Here is a 16170-nt window from a genome sequence, read left to right on the forward strand (position 1 = left end):
TCTAGACAAAAGACGCCTGTTTGTAAAGCCAGGTGGCTTTAAGTGGCTTTAAGTGGCTTTACGGCACCGGGCTGTTGGGGTCGGCCGCCAGCGCGTCGCTGCGGTCGGGTTCGCCGGCGTCGCGGCGGCCCTGCACCGAGTGCCAGTAGCCGTAGCCGGCGTAGATCGCCGTGCCCACCACCAGCCAGATGCCGAACCGGACCCAAGTGAGCGCGGTGAGGTTGAGCATCAGCCACACGCAGGCGCCGATCGAGGCGATCGGCAGCACCGGCACCCACGGCGCCTTGAAGCCCCGCTCCAGGTCCGGTCGGGTGCGGCGCAGCACCATCACCCCGGCGGAGACCAGGACGAAGGCGAACAGCGTTCCGACGTTGACCATCTCCTCGAGCTTGGTGATCGGGAACACCGACGCCGTCACCGCCACCACCAGGGCGACCAGCACGGTGATGCGCACCGGCGTGCCCCGCGACCCGGTCTTGGCCAGCGCCCGCGGCAACAGCCCGTCGCGCGCCATCGCGAACAGCACCCGGCACTGACCGAGCATCAGCACCATCACGACCGTGGTCAGCCCGGCCAGTGCGCCGATGGAGATGATCTTGCTCGCCCAGTGGATGCCGTTGGCGGTGAAGGCGGTGGCCAGGTTGGCCTGCCCGCGGCCCGGCATCGTCTTGAGTTGGGTGTAGGACACCATGCCGGACAACACGACGGCGACCGCCACGTAGAGCAGCGTAACGATGCCCAGCGACGCCAGGATGCCCCGGGGGACGTCGCGCTGCGGATGCTTGGTCTCCTCGGCCATGGTGGCCACGATGTCGAACCCGATGAACGCGAAGAACACGATGGACGCCCCGGCCAGCACGCCGTACCAGCCGTAGTGGCTGGTGTGCGCCCCGGTCAGCAGCGACAGCACCGACTGGTCGATGCCCTTGGCCTGGCCGCCGGCCTCCGGCTTGGGGATGAACGGCGAGTAGTTGGCGCGCTTGATGTAGAAGATGCCGACCACCACGACGAACACCACCACCGACACCTTGATCCCGGTGATCACCGCGGAGAACCTCGACGACAGCTTGGTGCCCAGCGCGATCAGGGTGGCCACCCCACCGACGATCACCAGCGCACCCCAGTCGAGCTGGGCGGCCCCGAATTTGACTGTGCCGCCGGAGAATCCGAACACCGTGCCCAGATAGCTGGACCAGCCCTTGGCCACCACCGCGGCGCCGATGGCCAACTCCAGCAGCAGATTCCAGCCGATGATCCAGGCCAGGAACTCCCCGAAGGTGGCGTAGGAGAAGGTGTAGGCGCTGCCGGCCACCGGCAGGGTGGAGGCGAACTCGGCGTAGCACAGCGCCGCCAGCGCGCAGGTGCCCGCCGCGATCACGAACGACACCCAGATGGCCGGGCCGGTGATGTCGCCGGTCGTCGACGCGGTGACGGTGAAGATGCCGGCGCCGATCACCACCGCGACGCCGAACACGACCAGGTCCCACCAGGTCAGGTCCTTGCGCAGCCGGGTGTCCGGCTCGTCGGTGTCGGCGATCGACTGTTCCACCGACTTCGTCCGCCATCGACTGGCCATTCAACCGCCCTTTCCCAACGCTGGGAGCCATTGGTCCGTCACAGTACTGGGTAGTCTCCGCAGATGCCGGACGGCAAAGCAAACGCGCGGGAGCACGCGCTGGTCATCGGGGGAAGCATCGCCGGCCTGTGCGCGGCGCGGGTGCTGTCGGAGTCGTATTCGGCGGTGACGGTCTGCGAGCGCGACGAGTTGCCGGCCGCGCCGGCCAGCCGGGCGACCGTCCCGCAGGACCGGCACCTGCACCTGCTGATGGCGCGCGGGGCGATCGAATTCGAGAAGCTGTTTCCCGGCCTGCTCGACGACATGACGGCCGCCGGCGTGCCCAGGCTGCACAACCGGCCCGAGTGCATCCATCTGGGCGCCGCCGGCCACGTGCTGGGCACCGGGCAAACCCTGCGCGACGAGTTCACCGCCTACGTGCCCAGCCGTCCGCAGCTGGAATGGCAGCTGCGCAAACGGGTGCACGCCATCGGCAACGTGACGGTGCTGCGCCGCTCGGTGGCCCAGCCGCGGTTCGACCCGGCGCGAGCGCGGGTGACCGGGGTGTGGCTGGACCCGGTCGCCGGCGGGTCCGCGGAGTTCGTCGCCGCGGATCTGGTGGTCGACGCGGCGGGGCGCGGCACCCGATTGCCGGTGTGGTTGTCGCAGTGGGGTTTTCAGCGCCCACCCGAAGAGGTGATCGACATCGGCATCAACTACGCCACCCAGCACTTCCGCATCCCCGACGGGCTGATCGCCCAGAAGGTGGTGGTGGCCGGCGCCTCGCACGACGAGCCGCTGGGGCTGGGCATGCTGTGCTACGAGGACCGGGTCTGGGTGTTGACCACGTTCGGGGTGGCCGACGCCAAACCGCCCCGCACGTTCCCCGAAATGCTGACGCTGGCGCGCCGCTTGCTGCCCGCCCACTTCGGCGACGCGCTGGCCCGGGCCGAGCCGCTGGGCGATCCCGCGTTTCACGCCTTTCCGGCCAGCCGGTGGCGCCGCTACGACAAGCTGGACCGCGTCCCGGCCGGCGTCGTCGCCCTCGGCGACGCGGTGGCCAGCTTCAACCCCACCTTCGGCCAGGGGATGACGATGACCGCGCTGCAGGCCGGTCATCTGCGCCGCGCGCTGCGATGCCCCGACGACCGGCTGGCCGCGGCGCTGTACCGGGCCACCGCCAAGACCACCTTCCCGGTGTGGACGATGAACGCCATCGGCGACGTCACCTTCCACCACGCCACCACCAAACGACCCGCCCCGTGGTGGTGGCGACCGTCGGGCGCGCTGTTCGACCAGTTCCTGGGCGCCGCCGAGACCGAACCCGTTCTGGCGGAATGGTTTCTGCGCCGGTTCTCGCTGCTGGACAGCCTCTACCTGATCCCGCCGCCCCGCATCGTCGGGCGCGCCGTCGGGCACAACATGCGGCTGTGGCTGGGGCAGCGCCGCCGGGCGGGCCGGCCGGGGACCGCTACAGCCCGACCGTCGCCCTGAACAGCTTGGTGGGTTCGTGGGCGACCAGCCGGATCGGGGCATCGTCGGCGGCCACCCAAGCGGCCATGCCGCGCTTGAGCCGCAGCGAGCCGGATTTGCCGTGCACGGTCGTGCAGCCCTGGATGCACAGCAGGATCTGCGGGCCGTCGTGGCTGCAGGTGGCGTCCACCTCGTGGCCGACGTACTCGTCCTCCAGCTCCAACAGCGCGACGGCGAACTCGTCGGTCGGGGTCTCATAGATCCGCCCGAAGCCCTCGCGCCGCACGCGCGGGCGCAGCTGGTCCTCGGTGGTGGGCGCGAAGTCGAGCACCCGCAGCAGCTCGGGCACGTCGACGTGCTTGGGAGTCAGGCCGCCGCGTAACACGTTGTCGGAGTTGGCCATCACCTCCACGGCGAAGCCCCGCAGATAGGTGTGCAGGTTGCCGGCCGAGACGAAGATGGCCTCGCCCGGGGCGAGGCTGACCCGGTTGAGCAGCAACGCCGCCAGCACCCCGGCGTCGCCGGGATAGCGCTCGCCCAGCTCGAGCACGGTCTTGGCCTCGGCCGCGAATTCCGTTGCGCCCGAACTGAGATAGGCGATTGCGCCGTCCAGCACGGCGGGCACCAGCACGTCGATGTCGGGCTGCGGGGCGGTGATCCAGGTGGTGAACAGCGCGCGCAGGCCGTCGGCGTCGGACTGGTCGCCCAGCAACTCGATGAAGGGATCGAGATCGGAGACGGCCAGCGCCCGCAGCAGCTCGACGGTGCGCGACGCCGGGCGGAACCCGGCCAGCGCCTCGAACGGATACAGCGCGACCAGCAACTCCGGCTTGTGCGAGGTGTCGCGGTAATTGCGCACCGGCGAGTTCAGCGGGATGCCGAGCCGCTCCTCGCGCAGGTAGCCCTCGGCCGCCTGCTCGGCGCTCGGGTGTGCCTGCAGCGACAGCGGCTCGTCGGCGGCCAGCACCTTGACCAAAAACGGCAGCACGTCACCGAACCGGGCCCGCGACCCCGGACCGAGCTGTCCCTCCGGGTCGGCGCGCAGCGCGTCGAGCAACGTGATCTCGCCGTTGTCGGTCTCCAGCCAGGCCGGGTCGCCCGGGTGGGCGCCGAACCAGAGTTCGGCCTCCGGGTGCGCCGCCGGCACCGGTCGTTCGGTGAATTCGGCGATGGCGGTACGCGAACCCCATGCGTATGTTCTCAAAGCCCCGCGAAGCAGCTCCACTGTTCTATCTATCCCCGCACCAGTCGCATGTAAACGGCGGCCATCTCCAGCCGGACGGCCAGCACCGCCAGCTGCTGCTCGGTCCGCCCGGGCCCGCCGAGTGCGGGTGACACGCCGGAGCCGGCCGAGCCGCCGGGGCCGTCGGGCACATCCTCGGCGGCCAGCAGGTACACGTCGTCGAGCCCGGCCGTGCGGGCGGCCACCACCGTCTGCTCGGCGGCCAGCACCACCGCCAGCACCCGCAGCCGGGGCGGCAGCGGCCCGTCGATCTGCTCGTCGTGGAACAGCGCGGCGTCCGGATCCTCCAGGGCGCGCGGCACCGCCGCGCGCATGGCGACCACCGCGTCGGCCAGCCCGGTGGCCGGGGTCACCTGGTTGGCCACCCGCAACAGCACGGAGCTGCCGTGCCGGGCCAGCGCCAGGGTCGCCGCGCTGTCGCCGGCCAGCGCGACCTGGCGATCGGCGATCCGCGCGGCCAGCAGCTTGGCCGGGTTGGTGAACAGCTCGCGCCCGGCGCTGTTGCGCAGCGCCTCGGCGTCCAGCTCGTCGGCGAGCAGCCCCAGGTCGACGCTGGGCCGCGGGTCCACGGCGTGGACCACCGCCAGCCCGGCGGCCAAATACCGGCACAGGCCGAACTCGTCGGGCACCCACAGTCGGGGCGCCAGCACGGCGGCGCGGCCCGCGGTGGAATCGCGCAGCGGTCCCTCGTACGGCGCGACGACCACCACCCGCGCGCCGCGGCGCACCCCGGTCGCGGCGGCGGCGACGAGCGCCGGGTCGCCGGGGTCGTCGCCGGCGACGACCAGCACGTCGAGCGGGCCCACCCACGGCGGCGCCTCGCCGGCCAGCGCGAACGGCTGCGAGGCCACTCCCCCGAGCGTCGCCGACAGCATCACCCCGGCGGTCTCGGCGGTTCCGCGGCCGGCCACCCAGATCACGCTGCGCGGCCGGTCCTCGACCCGCAGCGGCTCCAGCGCGCCCTCCTCGACCGCGGTGGCGATGGCCCGCACCTGCGCGCCGGCCGACGACGCGGCCCGCAGCAGGCCGTCGCGGTCGGCGCTCAGCAGGCCCTCGGTGTCCTCCAGATCGATTGCGCGGGTGGCGTTCACGGCGCCGCCCCCGCGTCCGCCTCGGTCGTCGTTCCCGCGGTGATCGCGGCGATCTCGGCGCTGATCTGGGCGACCACCGCGGCGACGTCCTCTGCCGTGCGGCCCTCCACGTTGAGCCGCAGCAGCGGTTCGGTGTTGGAGCTGCGCAGGTTGAACCAGCTGCCGTCGCCCAGGTCCACGGTCACCCCGTCCACGTGGTCCAGGGAGTGGATCCGGGTGCCGAACGACCTCAGCACCGCTTCGGTGCACTGCCCGGCGTCGGCGACGGTGAAGTTGATCTCGCCGGACGACTCGTAGCGCTGGTAGTCCGCGGTCAGCTCGGACAGCGGGCGGTCCTGTTCGCCGAGGGCGGCCAGCACGTACAGCGCGGCCAGCATCCCCGAGTCGGCGCCCCAGAAGTCGCGGAAGTAGTAGTGCGCCGAGTGCTCGCCGCCGAAGATCGCGCCGGTGTCGGCCATCAGCGCCTTGATGTAGGAGTGCCCCACCCGCGAGCGCAGCGGGGTGCCGCCGCGCTCGCTGACCAGCTCGGGCACCGCGCGCGAGGTGATCACGTTGTGGATGATCGTCGCGCCGATCTCGCGGCCGAGTTCGCGGGCGGCCACCAGGCTGGTCACGGTCGACGGCGACACCGGGTTGCCGCGCTCGTCGACCACGAAGCAGCGATCGGCGTCGCCGTCGAAGGCCAGGCCGATGTCGGCGCCGGTCTCGCGCACGTAGGCCTGCAGGTCGACCAGGTTGGCCGGGTCCAGCGGGTTGGCCTCGTGGTGCGGGAAGGAGCCGTCGAGCTCGAAGTACAAGGGCGCCAACGTGATCGACTCGATCGGGCCGAGCACCGCGGGCGTGGTGAGGCCGGCCATGCCGTTGCCGGCGTCGACGGCGACCCGCAGCGGGCGCAGCCCGGAGGTGTCTACCAGCGAGCGCAGGAACCGCCCGTAGTCGGCCAGCACGTCGCGGTCGCCGACCGATCCCGGTGGCCCGTCGTAGTCCTCGACGCCGGCGATCACGTCGTCGGCGATGATGCGCAACCCGCTGTCGGCGCCGACCGGCCGGGCGCCGGCGCGGCACAGCTTGATCCCGTTGTAGGCCGCCGGGTTGTGGCTCGCGGTGAACATCGCGCCGGGGCAGTCCAGCAGGCCGGAGGCGAAGTAGAGCTGATCGGTGGACGCCAGCCCGATGCGCACCACGTCCAGACCCTGCCCGGTCACCCCGGCGGCGAACGCGGCGGCCAGGGTGGGTGAGCTGTCGCGCATGTCGTGGCCGATGACGACCTGGCCGGCGCCCTCGGCGCGCATCAGTTTGGCGAAGGCCGCGCCGAGGTCGGCGACCAGCGGCTGGTCGAGCTCTTCGCCGACCAGCCCACGCACGTCGTACGCCTTGACGACACGGTGGACAGTCGCGGCGGGCCGGGACATGCGGGACTCCTGACGACGTGAACTCTTGGCCGCCAGCCTATCGGGCCGGGGAGAACACCGGCCGCCGCGGTGCGCGCGGATTCGGGTGCGCCCCCATCGGGTGCGGCCCGGGTCAGTCGCTGGGGTCGGGCAGCACCCGCAGATGCCCGCGGCGCCGTCCGGAACGTTGCTCGGGCGGGGCGATCAGGCTGCTGCTCGGCGCGGTGGCCTGGGCGCCGCCGGGGTGAAGATGCGGATCGCCGAAGCCGTTTCGGGGCACCGCCGCACCGGCGTAGGGCAGCGTGCGCTCGGCCGAACCGCCTTCGCGGACCGCGTCGGCGAGGGCGACCAGGTCGTCCTCGTCGGGGTGGGTGGGCAGCGGCCCGGCGTGGCGCACCAGGTCCCACCCGCGCGGGGCGGTGATCCGGCCGGCGTGGTTGACGCACAAATCCCAGGAATGCGGTTCCCGTGCGGTCGCCAGCGGGCCGACGACTGCCGTCGAGTCCGAGTAGACGAACGTCAGGGTCGCCACGGCGTAGTGCGGGCACCCGGGCCGGCAACAGCGACGGGGAACGTTCACGCTCGAAAGGCTATCGTGCGCAAACGCCGCCGAAGCGCCGGACACGCGCAACGCCGCGGCCCCCGATGTGCAACCGTTACCATCGGCCCGATGAGTGAATCCCGTGGCGATTCGCGCAGCTCCGGCCGAAGCGGCCGGTTTTCGCGACGATCGGCTCCGCGCCGGCTCTCGCGCAGGGGCCGCGACATGCGCGGCCCGCTGCTGCCGCCTACCGTGCCGGGATGGCGCAGCCGCGCCGAACGCTTCGACATGGCGGTGCTGGAGGCCTACGAACCCATCGAGCGGGACTGGCAGGACCGGCTGGCCGACCTGGACGTGGCGGTCGACGAGATCCCGCGCATCTCGGCCAAGGATCCCGACAGTGTGCAGTGGCCGCCGGAGGTGATCGCCGACGGCCCGATTCCGCTGGCCCGGTTGATCCCCGCCGGTGTCGACATCCGCGGCAACGCCACGCGAGCGCGAATTGTGTTGTTCCGCAAGCCAATTGAGCGACGGGCCAAGGATACCGTGGAACTCGGGGAATTACTGCACGAAATCCTGGTGGCCCAGGTCGCCATCTACCTCGACGTGGAACCCTCGGTCATCGACCCGACGATCGACGACGACTGACCCCCGGTCGTTGCGGGAGCGGGTCAGATGATGCCGCGCTTGAGGCGGCGGCGTTCGCGTTCGGACAGACCGCCCCAAATGCCGAAGCGCTCGTCGTGCTCGAGTGCGTACTCCAGGCACTCGTGGCGCACCTCGCAGCCCAGGCAGATCTTCTTGGCCTCGCGGGTGGAGCCGCCCTTCTCCGGGAAGAAGGCCTCCGGGTCGGTTTGCGCGCACAGCGCCCGGTCCTGCCACTGGTCGGCGACGGGCGCCGGCAGCGGCTCGGGCTCGAATGCGACTGGCGCATCAGGAACCACGGTCAAGTGCGGCCGGACGGGACGGGCCGGCGCCGAGTCGATCGGGGTGTGCGGCGTGCCCGCCATGGCGCCTCGAAGATTTTCGTAAGACATACGGTCGTCCGCCTCCTCAGCTTGATTGGAGTGTGATTGGTTCCCACTGTTCTGATGTACAGACAATTCGAACAAGTGATCGAATCTCGGTCTGCGACACCGGAGTCGGCCGGCCAACCGGGAAATGACACTGATGTGATTAGACACGGGTTGACCTGCCGGGTCAAGCACTTTGGCGCATTTCCATACCATCTCGTGATCGAATTTCGGCGTTTCTGTTGTTTTGCGCCTTCGGCGTGTCGATCACACCGTTCACAATTTCCCCACCAGCTTCCCGACAAGCGGTGTGCAACCTCAACTTTGAGGCGCCCGCGACGGGCCCGACACCGCAGCGTCGCCGGGCAGTACTGTCGTGCTCTGTGAGGCTCAAGTGAAGGTCACCGTTCTGGTCGGTGGGGTTGGCGGCGCCCGCTTCCTGCTGGGTGTTCAACAGTTGTTCGGGCTGGGTCAGTTTCGTGCGCAACGGCATACGCACGGGCGCCCGGACACGGCGGCGGGCAGCCACGAGCTGACGGCGATCGTCAACATTGGCGATGACGCCTGGATCCACGGACTGCGCGTCTGCCCCGATTTGGACACCTGCATGTACACCTTAGGTGGAGGTGTGGACCCGGAGCGAGGGTGGGGGCACCGCGACGAAACCTGGCACGCCAAAGAGGAATTGGCGCGCTACGGGGTGCAGCCGGACTGGTTCGGTCTGGGCGACCGCGATATCGGCACCCACCTGGTGCGCACCCAGATGCTCAACGCCGGCTACCCGCTGACACAGATCACCGCCGCGCTGTGCGACCGCTGGCAACCCGGCGCGCGGCTGCTGCCGGTCAGCGACGACCGGTGCGAGACACACGTGGTGATAACCGATCCCGACGACGGCAGCCGGCGGGCCATCCACTTCCAGGAGTGGTGGGTGCGCTACCGCGCCCAGGTGCCCACCCACAGCTTCGCGTTCGTCGGCGCCGAAAAGGCAGCCGCGACAACGGAAACCATCGCCGCCATCGCCGACGCCGACGCCATCCTGATCGCCCCGTCCAACCCGGTGGTGAGCGTCGGGGCCATCCTGGCCGTACCCGGCGTCCGCGGCGCGTTGCGGGCGGCCGGCGCGCCGATCGTCGGCTACTCCCCGATCATCGGTGGAAAGCCGTTGCGCGGCATGGCCGATGCCTGTCTGTCGGTGATCGGGGTGGAATCCACCGCCGAGGCCGTCGGCCGCCACTACGGCGCGCGGCGGGGCACCGGGATCCTGGATTGCTGGCTGGTGAGCCAGGACGACCACGCCGACATCGAGGGGGTGGCGGTGCGCGCGGTGCCGCTGATGATGACCGACCCCGCGGCGACCGCCGAGATGGTCAGCGCGGGGCTGCAGCTGGCGGGCGTGACGCCGTGAGTCCCGCCGGCGAGCACGGCACCGCCGCCCCGATCGAGATCCTGCCGGTGGCCGGGCTGCCCGAATTCCGCCCCGGCGACGATCTGGGGGCGGCCGTCGCCAAGGCGGCGCCGTGGCTGCGCGACGGCGACGTCGTCGTCGTCACCAGCAAGGCCGTCTCCAAGTGCGAGGGCCGGCTGGTGCCGGCGCCGGCCGATCCCGAGGAACGCGATCGGCTGCGGCGCAGGCTGGTCGACGAGGAAGCCGTCCGGGTGCTGGCCCGCAAGGGCCGCACCCTGATCACCGAGAACCGGCACGGGCTGGTGCAGGCCGCCGCCGGGGTGGACGGATCCAACGTCGGCCGCGACGAGCTGGCGCTGCTGCCGCTGGACCCCGACGCCAGCGCCGCGGCGCTGCGCGCGCGGCTGCGCGAGCTGCTGGGCGTCGAGGTCGCCGTGCTGGTCACCGACACCATGGGCCGCGCCTGGCGCAACGGCCAGACCGACGCCGCAGTGGGGGCGGCGGGACTGGCTGTGCTGCACGGCTATTCGGGTGCGGTGGATCAGCACGGCAACGAGCTGCTGGTCACCGAGGTGGCGATCGCCGACGAGATCGCCGCGGCCGCCGATCTGGTGAAGGGCAAACTGACCGCGATGCCGGTGGCGGTGGTGCGTGGGCTGTCGGTGACCGACGACGGGTCGACCGCCCGGCAGTTGTTGCGGCCGGGCACCGAGGACCTGTTCTGGCTGGGCACCGCCGAGGCCATCGAGTTGGGCCGCCGCCAGGCGCAGCTGCTGCGCCGTTCGGTGCGCCGGTTCAGCGCCGAGCCGGTGCCCGCGGAGCTGGTGCGCGAGGCCGTCGCCGAGGCCCTGACCGCGCCGGCCCCGCACCACACCCGCCCGGTGCGGTTCGTCTGGCTGCAGACCCCGGCGGTGCGGACCCGGCTGCTGGACGCGATGAAGGACAAGTGGCGCGCCGACCTGGCCGGCGACGGCCGGCCCGCCGAGTCGATCGAACGCCGGGTGGCGCGCGGCCAGATCCTCTACGACGCGCCCGAAGTCGTCATCCCGATGCTGGTCCCCGACGGCGCGCACAGCTATCCCGACGCCGCCCGCACCGACGCCGAGCACACCATGTTCACCGTGGCGGTCGGCGCGGCCGTGCAGGCCCTGCTGGTCGGGTTGGCGGTGCGCGGGCTGGGCAGCTGCTGGATCGGCTCCACGATCTTCGCCGCCGACCTGGTGCGCGCCGAGCTCGGGTTGCCCGCCGACTGGGAGCCGTTGGGGGCCATCGCCATCGGCTATGCCGCCGAACCCGCCGGGCCGCGGGATCCGGCGGACCCTGGGGATCTGCTGATCCGCAAGTGATACTGAGCGCGTGACGACGTTCGCGGGCAAGGCGGCGGCCTCGGCCGACAAGGTCCGCGGCGGCTACTACACGCCGGCGCCGGTGGCGCGGTTCCTGGCCCACTGGGTGCGCCGGGCCGGGCCGAGGATCGTCGAACCCTCCTGCGGCGACGGCGCGATCCTGCGCGAGCTGGCCCGGCTCAGCGACCGGGTGCACGGCGTCGAGCTGATCCCGCACGAGGCGGCCAAGGCCCGGCGATTCGCACCGGTGTCCGCCGAGAGCCTGTTCAGCTGGCTCGCCACCGCCGAGGACGGCGGCTGGGACGGCGTCGCCGGCAATCCGCCCTACATCCGGTTCGGGAATTGGGCGTCGCCGCAACGCGATCCGGCGCTGGCGTTGCTGCGGCGCGAGGGTTTGCGGCCGACCCGGCTGACCAACGCCTGGGTGCCGTTCGTGGTGGCCGGCACCGTGCTGGTGCGCGACGGCGGCCGGGTGGGGCTGGTGCTTCCGGCCGAGCTGCTGCAGGTCGGCTACGCCGCGCAGCTGCGCGAGTTCCTGCTGAGCCGATTCCGCGACATCACGCTGCTGACCTTCGAGCGGCTGGTGTTCGACGGCGTCCTGCAGGAGGTGGTGTTGTTCTGCGGCGTCGTCGGGACGGGTCCGGCGCGCATCCGCACCGTGACCCTGGCCGGCGCGGACGCCCTGGCGGACATCGACGTCGAGCGCCTGGCGTCCGCACCCGCGCTGCTGCACGAGCACGAGAAGTGGACCAAGTACTTTCTGGACCCGGCCGCGATCGAGCTGCTGCGCGCGCTCAAGGCCTCGGCGACGCTGACCCGGCTGGGCGCGCTCGCCGAGGTGGACGTGGGCATCGTGACCGGCCGCAACGCCTTTTTCACCTTCACCGACGAGCAGGTGACCGCGTTGGGGCTGCGCCGGCACTGCGTGCCCCTCGTCTCGCGCAGCGCCCAGCTGTCCGGGCTGATCTACGACACCGATTGCCGGGCAAGCGATCTCGCCGCCGGGCAGCGCGGCTGGCTGCTCAACGCGCCGCGCGAGCCGGCCGATCCCGCGTTGACCGCGCACATCCGCGCCGGGGAGGCCGCCGGGGTGCACCGCGGCTACAAGTGCTCGATCCGCACGCCGTGGTGGAGCACGCCGTCGCTGTGGCAGCCCGATCTGTTCCTGCTGCGCCAGATCCACGCCGCGCCCCGGCTGACGGTCAACGCCGCGGGGGCCACCAGCACCGACACCGTGCACCGGGTGCGGGTTGGGCCGGGCGTCGACCCGGCGGCGCTGGCCGCGGTGTTCCACAACAGCGTCACGTTCGCGTTCGCCGAGATCATGGGCCGCAGCTACGGCGGGGGCGTGCTGGAGCTGGAGCCGCGCGAGGCCGAGCAGCTGCCGCTGCCCCGGCCGGAGTGCGCGGACGCCGATCTGGTCGGCGATGTCGACCTGTTGCTGAAGGCCGGCGAGCTGGACAAGGCGCTGGACGTCGTGGACCGCCGGGTGCTGATCGACGCGCTGGGCGTCCCGCCCCGGGCGGTGGCGGACTGCCGCGCGGCCTGGGCGTGTCTGCGGGATCGCCGGAAACGGCGGGCATCCCGGTGAGCGTGCGCGACTCGGTGCTGGCGCTGCTGACGCAGTGGGATCCGCCCGATGCGGCCCAGGATTCGTTGCGGCACGCGGTGTTGGCGTTCGTGCACGCCCGCCCCGACGCGTGCCGGCGGGAGTGCGAGCCCGGGCATGTCACCGCGTCGACGCTGGTGCTCGACCACACCGGCGACCGGGTGCTGCTGACCCTGCACCGCCGGCTGGGCCGGTGGGTGCAGTTGGGCGGGCACTGCGACGACGACGACGCCGGCATCGTCGCGGCGGCGTTGCGCGAGGCCACCGAGGAGTCCGGGATCGACGGGCTGCGGATGGCGCCCGGGTTGGCCGCGCTGCACGTGCATCCGGTGACCTGCTCGCTGGGGCTGCCCACCCGGCATCTGGATCTGCAATTCGTCGCGCACGCGCCGGCCGGCGCCCGGATCGCGATCAGCGACGAGTCCGAGGACCTGCGCTGGTGGCCCGTCGACGCGCTACCCGCGGGCACCGATCACGCGCTGGCCTATCTGGTCGCCCAGGCCACGCGAGCGTCACGCTAGCGTGGCCGCCGGCGGCGGGCGTCACGCTGGCGTGACGCCCGGCGAAAGCGAACGCGAAAGCGAACGCGAGCCTCAGACGTCGGAGGAGTAGCGAATCCCGCCGTCGGGGATCGACACGCCGGGCCACACCCGGGCGCCGCGCAGCAGCTCGCAGCGCGCCCCGATGTCGGCGCCGTCGCCGATCACCCCGTCGCGGATCAGCGCGCGCGGGCCGATGCGCGCGCCGAACCCGACGATCGAGCGCTCGATCACGCTGCCGGCCTCCACCTTGACGCCGTCGAAGATCACCGCGCCGTCCAGCCGGACGCCGGGGCCGATCTCGGCGCCCCGGCCGACGACGGTGCCGCCGATCAGCACGGCGCCCGGCGACACCGCCGCGCCGTCGTGCACCAGCTGCTCGCCGCGGTGGCCGTGCAGGGCCGGCGACGGCGCGATGCCGCGCACCAGATCCGCCGAGCCGCGCACGAAGTCCTCGGGGGTGCCCATGTCGCGCCAATAGGTGGCGTCGACGTAGCCGCACACCGTGACGTCGGGATCGGACAGCAGCGCGGGGAACACCTCGCGCTCCACCGACACCTCGCGGCCGCGCGGGATCCGGTCGATGACGCGGCGGGCGAAGACGTAGCAGCCGGCGTTGATCTGGTCGGTCGGCGGGTCCTGGGTCTTCTCCAGGAACGCGGTGACCCGGCCGTCCTCGGTGGTCACGCAGCCGAAGGCGCGCGGATCGCTCACCCGGACCAGGTGCAGGGTGACGTCGGCCTGCTGCGCGGCGTGGAAGTCGAGCATCTGGCCCAGGTCGGCACCGGAGAGCACGTCGCCGTTGAACACCATCACGGTGTCGTGCCGCAGCTGGCCGGCGACGTTGGCGATGCCGCCGCCGGTGCCCAGCGGCCGCTCCTCGGTCACGTACTCGATCTGCAGACCCAGCTTGGAGCCGTCGCCGAACTCCGCCTCGAACACCGCGGCCTGATACGACGTGCTCAGGATGACGTGCTCGATGCCGGCCGCGGCGATCCGGGACAGCAGGTGGGTGAGGAACGGCAGCCCGGCGGTGGGCAGCATCGGCTTGGGCGCCGACAGGGTCAGCGGCCGCAGCCGGGTGCCCTTGCCGCCCACCAGGATCACCACGTCGACTTCGGGAGTTCCCACCTCAGTGCCGCCCTTCTACCCGCCGCCCGGACTCGCGCAGCGCGCTGCGCACCATCAGCCGGGCGCGCACCGCCAGCGACGCGCGCAGCGCCCAGCGCAGCGGCGCGCGCATCCAACCGGAATACCGGTCGGCCAGAAACATATAGGTGCTGCGGTGGTGGGCGGCCAGGTGGCTGGCCGGGTCGGCCCCGGTGGAGTGGCCCTTGTGGTGCAGCACCTCGGCCGACGGCACGTAGACCGACAGCCAGCCGGCCTTGCCCAGCCGGTCGCCGAGGTCGACGTCCTCCATGTACATGAAGTAGCGCTCGTCGAACCCGCCGACCCGCTCGAATGCCGAGCGGCGCACCAGCAGGCACGAACCCGACAGCCAGCCCACCGGCCGCTCGCTGGGCTCCAGCCGCTCCTGGCGGTAGGCCGTCGACCACGGGTTGTTCTTCCAGAACGGCCCGACGACCGCGTGCATGCCGCCGCGCACCAGGCTGGGCAGGTGCCGCGCCGACGGGTACACCGACCCGTCGGGGTCGCGCACCAGCGGGCCCAGCGCGCCGGCCCGCGGCCAGCGCGCCGCCGCGTCCAGCAGCGCGTCGATGCTGCCCGGGCCCCACTGCACGTCCGGGTTGGCGACGATCACCCACTCGCCGCCGCGATCCAGCTGTGCCACAGCACGATTCACCGCGGTGCCGTAGCCGAGGTTGGCGCCGGTGTGAAACAGCCGCACGTTGGGGTAGCGCTCGACGGCGGCCTGCGGCGTCCCGTCGGTGGAGCCGTTGTCGGCCAGCAGCACGCACACCTCGCGTTCGGTGGCCAGCGACAGCGACGCCAGGAAGCGCTCCAGGTGCGGGCCCGGTGAATAGGTCACCGTCACCACCGGCAGCACGTCAGTCACGCGTAGAGGGTATCGGTCGATCCGCCGCGGCCGGGCTACCAGCGTTGGTGAGCGCGGCGACAAGCGCAGGGCGCCAGGGCCGTAGCGGCCGCAGCCCGGCCGCGGCGGACTCGCGGCTGCCCAGCGCCGAGTAGGTCGGCCGCGGCGCCGGCCGGGGAAAGTGCTCGGTGCCCACCGGCCGCACCCGCGCCGGGTCGGCGCCGCATTCCTCGAAGACCGCGCGGGCCTGCTCGAAGCGGGACACCGCGCCCTCGTTGGCGGCGTGCAGGACCGGCCCGGGCACCCGGTCGTCGACGATCTGCAGCAGCGCGGCCGCCAGGTCGCCGACGTAGGTCGGCGACCCGATCTGGTCGTCGACCACCTGCACCGGGCCCTCCCCCGCGGCCAGCCGGCGCATGACGGCGACGAAGTCCTTGCCGGTGCCGCCGGTGTAGACCCAGGCGGTGCGCACCACGACGCCCTGCGCGGGATCCGGCAGCGCCGCCAGCACGGCCCGCTCCCCCGCGACCTTGCTGCGGGCGTACACGCCCTGCGGGGCGACGGGGTCGCCGGGCTCGTAGGGGCGCGGCCGGTCCGGGGCGCCGGCCGGGGACTCGCCGCCGAACACGTAGTCGGTGGAGACGTGGAGCAGCCGGGCGCCGGCGCGCGCGCAGGCCCGCGCGATATGCCCGGGGCCGGCCTCGTTGACCGCGAAGGCGCCCGCCTCGTCGCTCTCGGCGCCGTCGACGTCGGTGTAGGCCGCGCAGTTGATCACCACGTCGCCGGGCCGCACGATGCGTTCGGCCGCCGCCGGGTCGGTGATGTCCCACTGCGCGGACGTCAGCGCCACCACGTCACGGCCCTGACCCGCCGCCAGCGCGCTCACATAGCCGCCCAGCTGCCCACCGGCGCCGGCGATCACGATCCTGCCTGACATGGTTCGAGTTTGGCATGACGGCTCGGGC

Annotated in this window: 15 protein-coding genes; 6 read left to right on the top strand and 9 right to left on the bottom strand. The window is 72.2% G+C overall.

Features of this window, described 5'->3' with window-relative positions; all coding sequences use genetic code 11:
• Positions 1–58 precede the first annotated feature (58 nt).
• Complete coding sequence (locus tag NF20_RS16215) at positions 59–1576, bottom strand: amino acid permease (RefSeq protein WP_019733461.1); 1518 nt, start codon at positions 1574–1576, stop codon at positions 59–61.
• 63 nt (positions 1577–1639) lie between these two features.
• On the opposite strand from NF20_RS16215, the gene NF20_RS16220 reads away from it, so the two are divergent.
• Positions 1640–3049: an FAD-dependent oxidoreductase gene (locus tag NF20_RS16220; RefSeq protein ID WP_019733460.1), complete on the top strand. Its 1410-nt coding sequence runs from the start codon at positions 1640–1642 to the stop codon at positions 3047–3049.
• Here NF20_RS16220 and manA read toward each other — a convergent pair.
• From manA to NF20_RS16240, 4 genes are all read right to left on the bottom strand, one after another.
• A complete protein-coding gene (gene manA, locus NF20_RS16225) occupies positions 3027–4253 on the bottom strand; it encodes a mannose-6-phosphate isomerase, class I (RefSeq protein WP_003874557.1) in 1227 nt (408 codons plus the stop codon). The two genes, NF20_RS16220 and manA, sit on opposite strands and share 23 nt — an antisense overlap.
• A gap of 8 nt (positions 4254–4261) precedes the next feature.
• Complete coding sequence (locus NF20_RS16230; protein WP_003878948.1) at positions 4262–5362, bottom strand: hypothetical protein; 1101 nt, start codon at positions 5360–5362, stop codon at positions 4262–4264.
• The gene (locus tag NF20_RS16235; RefSeq protein WP_019733651.1) at positions 5359–6774 is read right to left on the bottom strand and encodes a phosphomannomutase/phosphoglucomutase; all 1416 of its coding nucleotides are present in this window, start codon (positions 6772–6774) and stop codon (positions 5359–5361) included. The genes NF20_RS16230 and NF20_RS16235 overlap by 4 nt, the downstream gene beginning before the upstream one ends.
• Before the next feature lie 112 nt (positions 6775–6886).
• Positions 6887–7333, bottom strand: a complete 447-nt coding sequence (locus NF20_RS16240) for a DUF3499 domain-containing protein (protein ID WP_180896997.1) — start codon at positions 7331–7333, stop codon at positions 6887–6889.
• Positions 7334–7519: 186 nt separating this feature from the next.
• Here NF20_RS16240 and NF20_RS16245 point away from each other — a divergent pair, with 186 nt between their 5' ends.
• Entirely contained in the window at positions 7520–7942 is a 423-nt protein-coding gene (locus NF20_RS16245; protein WP_003874553.1) for a metallopeptidase family protein, read from the top strand.
• Positions 7943–7965: 23 nt separating this feature from the next.
• Here NF20_RS16245 and NF20_RS16250 read toward each other — a convergent pair whose 3' ends face one another.
• Complete coding sequence (locus NF20_RS16250; RefSeq protein WP_011725952.1) at positions 7966–8304, bottom strand: WhiB family transcriptional regulator; 339 nt, start codon at positions 8302–8304, stop codon at positions 7966–7968.
• Between the two features lie 397 nt (positions 8305–8701).
• On the opposite strand from NF20_RS16250, the gene cofD reads away from it, so the two are divergent.
• Genes cofD through NF20_RS16270 form a run of 4 tightly spaced genes read left to right on the top strand, consistent with a single transcriptional unit; the run spans position 8702 to position 13191 of the window.
• A complete protein-coding gene (gene cofD, locus NF20_RS16255; RefSeq protein ID WP_033717352.1) occupies positions 8702–9715 on the top strand; it encodes a 2-phospho-L-lactate transferase in 1014 nt (337 codons plus the stop codon).
• Entirely contained in the window at positions 9712–11061 is a 1350-nt protein-coding gene (locus NF20_RS16260) for a coenzyme F420-0:L-glutamate ligase (RefSeq protein ID WP_033711582.1), read from the top strand. Before cofD ends, NF20_RS16260 begins: the two co-directional genes overlap by 4 nt.
• 10 nt (positions 11062–11071) lie before the next feature.
• Positions 11072–12652, top strand: coding sequence for a class I SAM-dependent methyltransferase (locus NF20_RS16265; protein ID WP_033711581.1), 1581 nt, complete (start codon positions 11072–11074; stop codon positions 12650–12652).
• The gene (locus NF20_RS16270) at positions 12649–13191 is read left to right on the top strand and encodes an NUDIX hydrolase (RefSeq protein WP_019733955.1); all 543 of its coding nucleotides are present in this window, start codon (positions 12649–12651) and stop codon (positions 13189–13191) included. The genes NF20_RS16265 and NF20_RS16270 overlap by 4 nt, the downstream gene beginning before the upstream one ends.
• Before the next feature lie 72 nt (positions 13192–13263).
• Here NF20_RS16270 and NF20_RS16275 read toward each other — a convergent pair whose 3' ends face one another.
• The 3 genes from NF20_RS16275 to rfbD are packed head-to-tail and all read right to left on the bottom strand — an operon-like array spanning position 13264 to position 16142.
• A complete protein-coding gene (locus NF20_RS16275) occupies positions 13264–14340 on the bottom strand; it encodes a sugar phosphate nucleotidyltransferase (protein ID WP_011725957.1) in 1077 nt (358 codons plus the stop codon).
• Between the two features lies 1 nt (position 14341).
• Positions 14342–15208 (bottom strand): glycosyltransferase family 2 protein, encoded by an 867-nt coding sequence (locus NF20_RS16280; protein WP_003878954.1) that lies wholly within the window; start codon positions 15206–15208, stop codon positions 14342–14344.
• A 10-nt stretch (positions 15209–15218) separates the two neighbouring features.
• On the bottom strand, positions 15219–16142 hold the full coding sequence (gene rfbD, locus NF20_RS16285; RefSeq protein ID WP_033711580.1) for a dTDP-4-dehydrorhamnose reductase: 924 nt from the start codon (positions 16140–16142) through the stop codon (positions 15219–15221).
• Positions 16143–16170 lie beyond the last annotated feature (28 nt).

The sequence above is a fragment of the Mycobacterium sp. MAC_080597_8934 genome (assembly GCF_000523975.1).
In the GTDB taxonomy this organism is placed as follows: Bacteria; Actinomycetota; Actinomycetes; order Mycobacteriales; family Mycobacteriaceae; genus Mycobacterium; species Mycobacterium avium.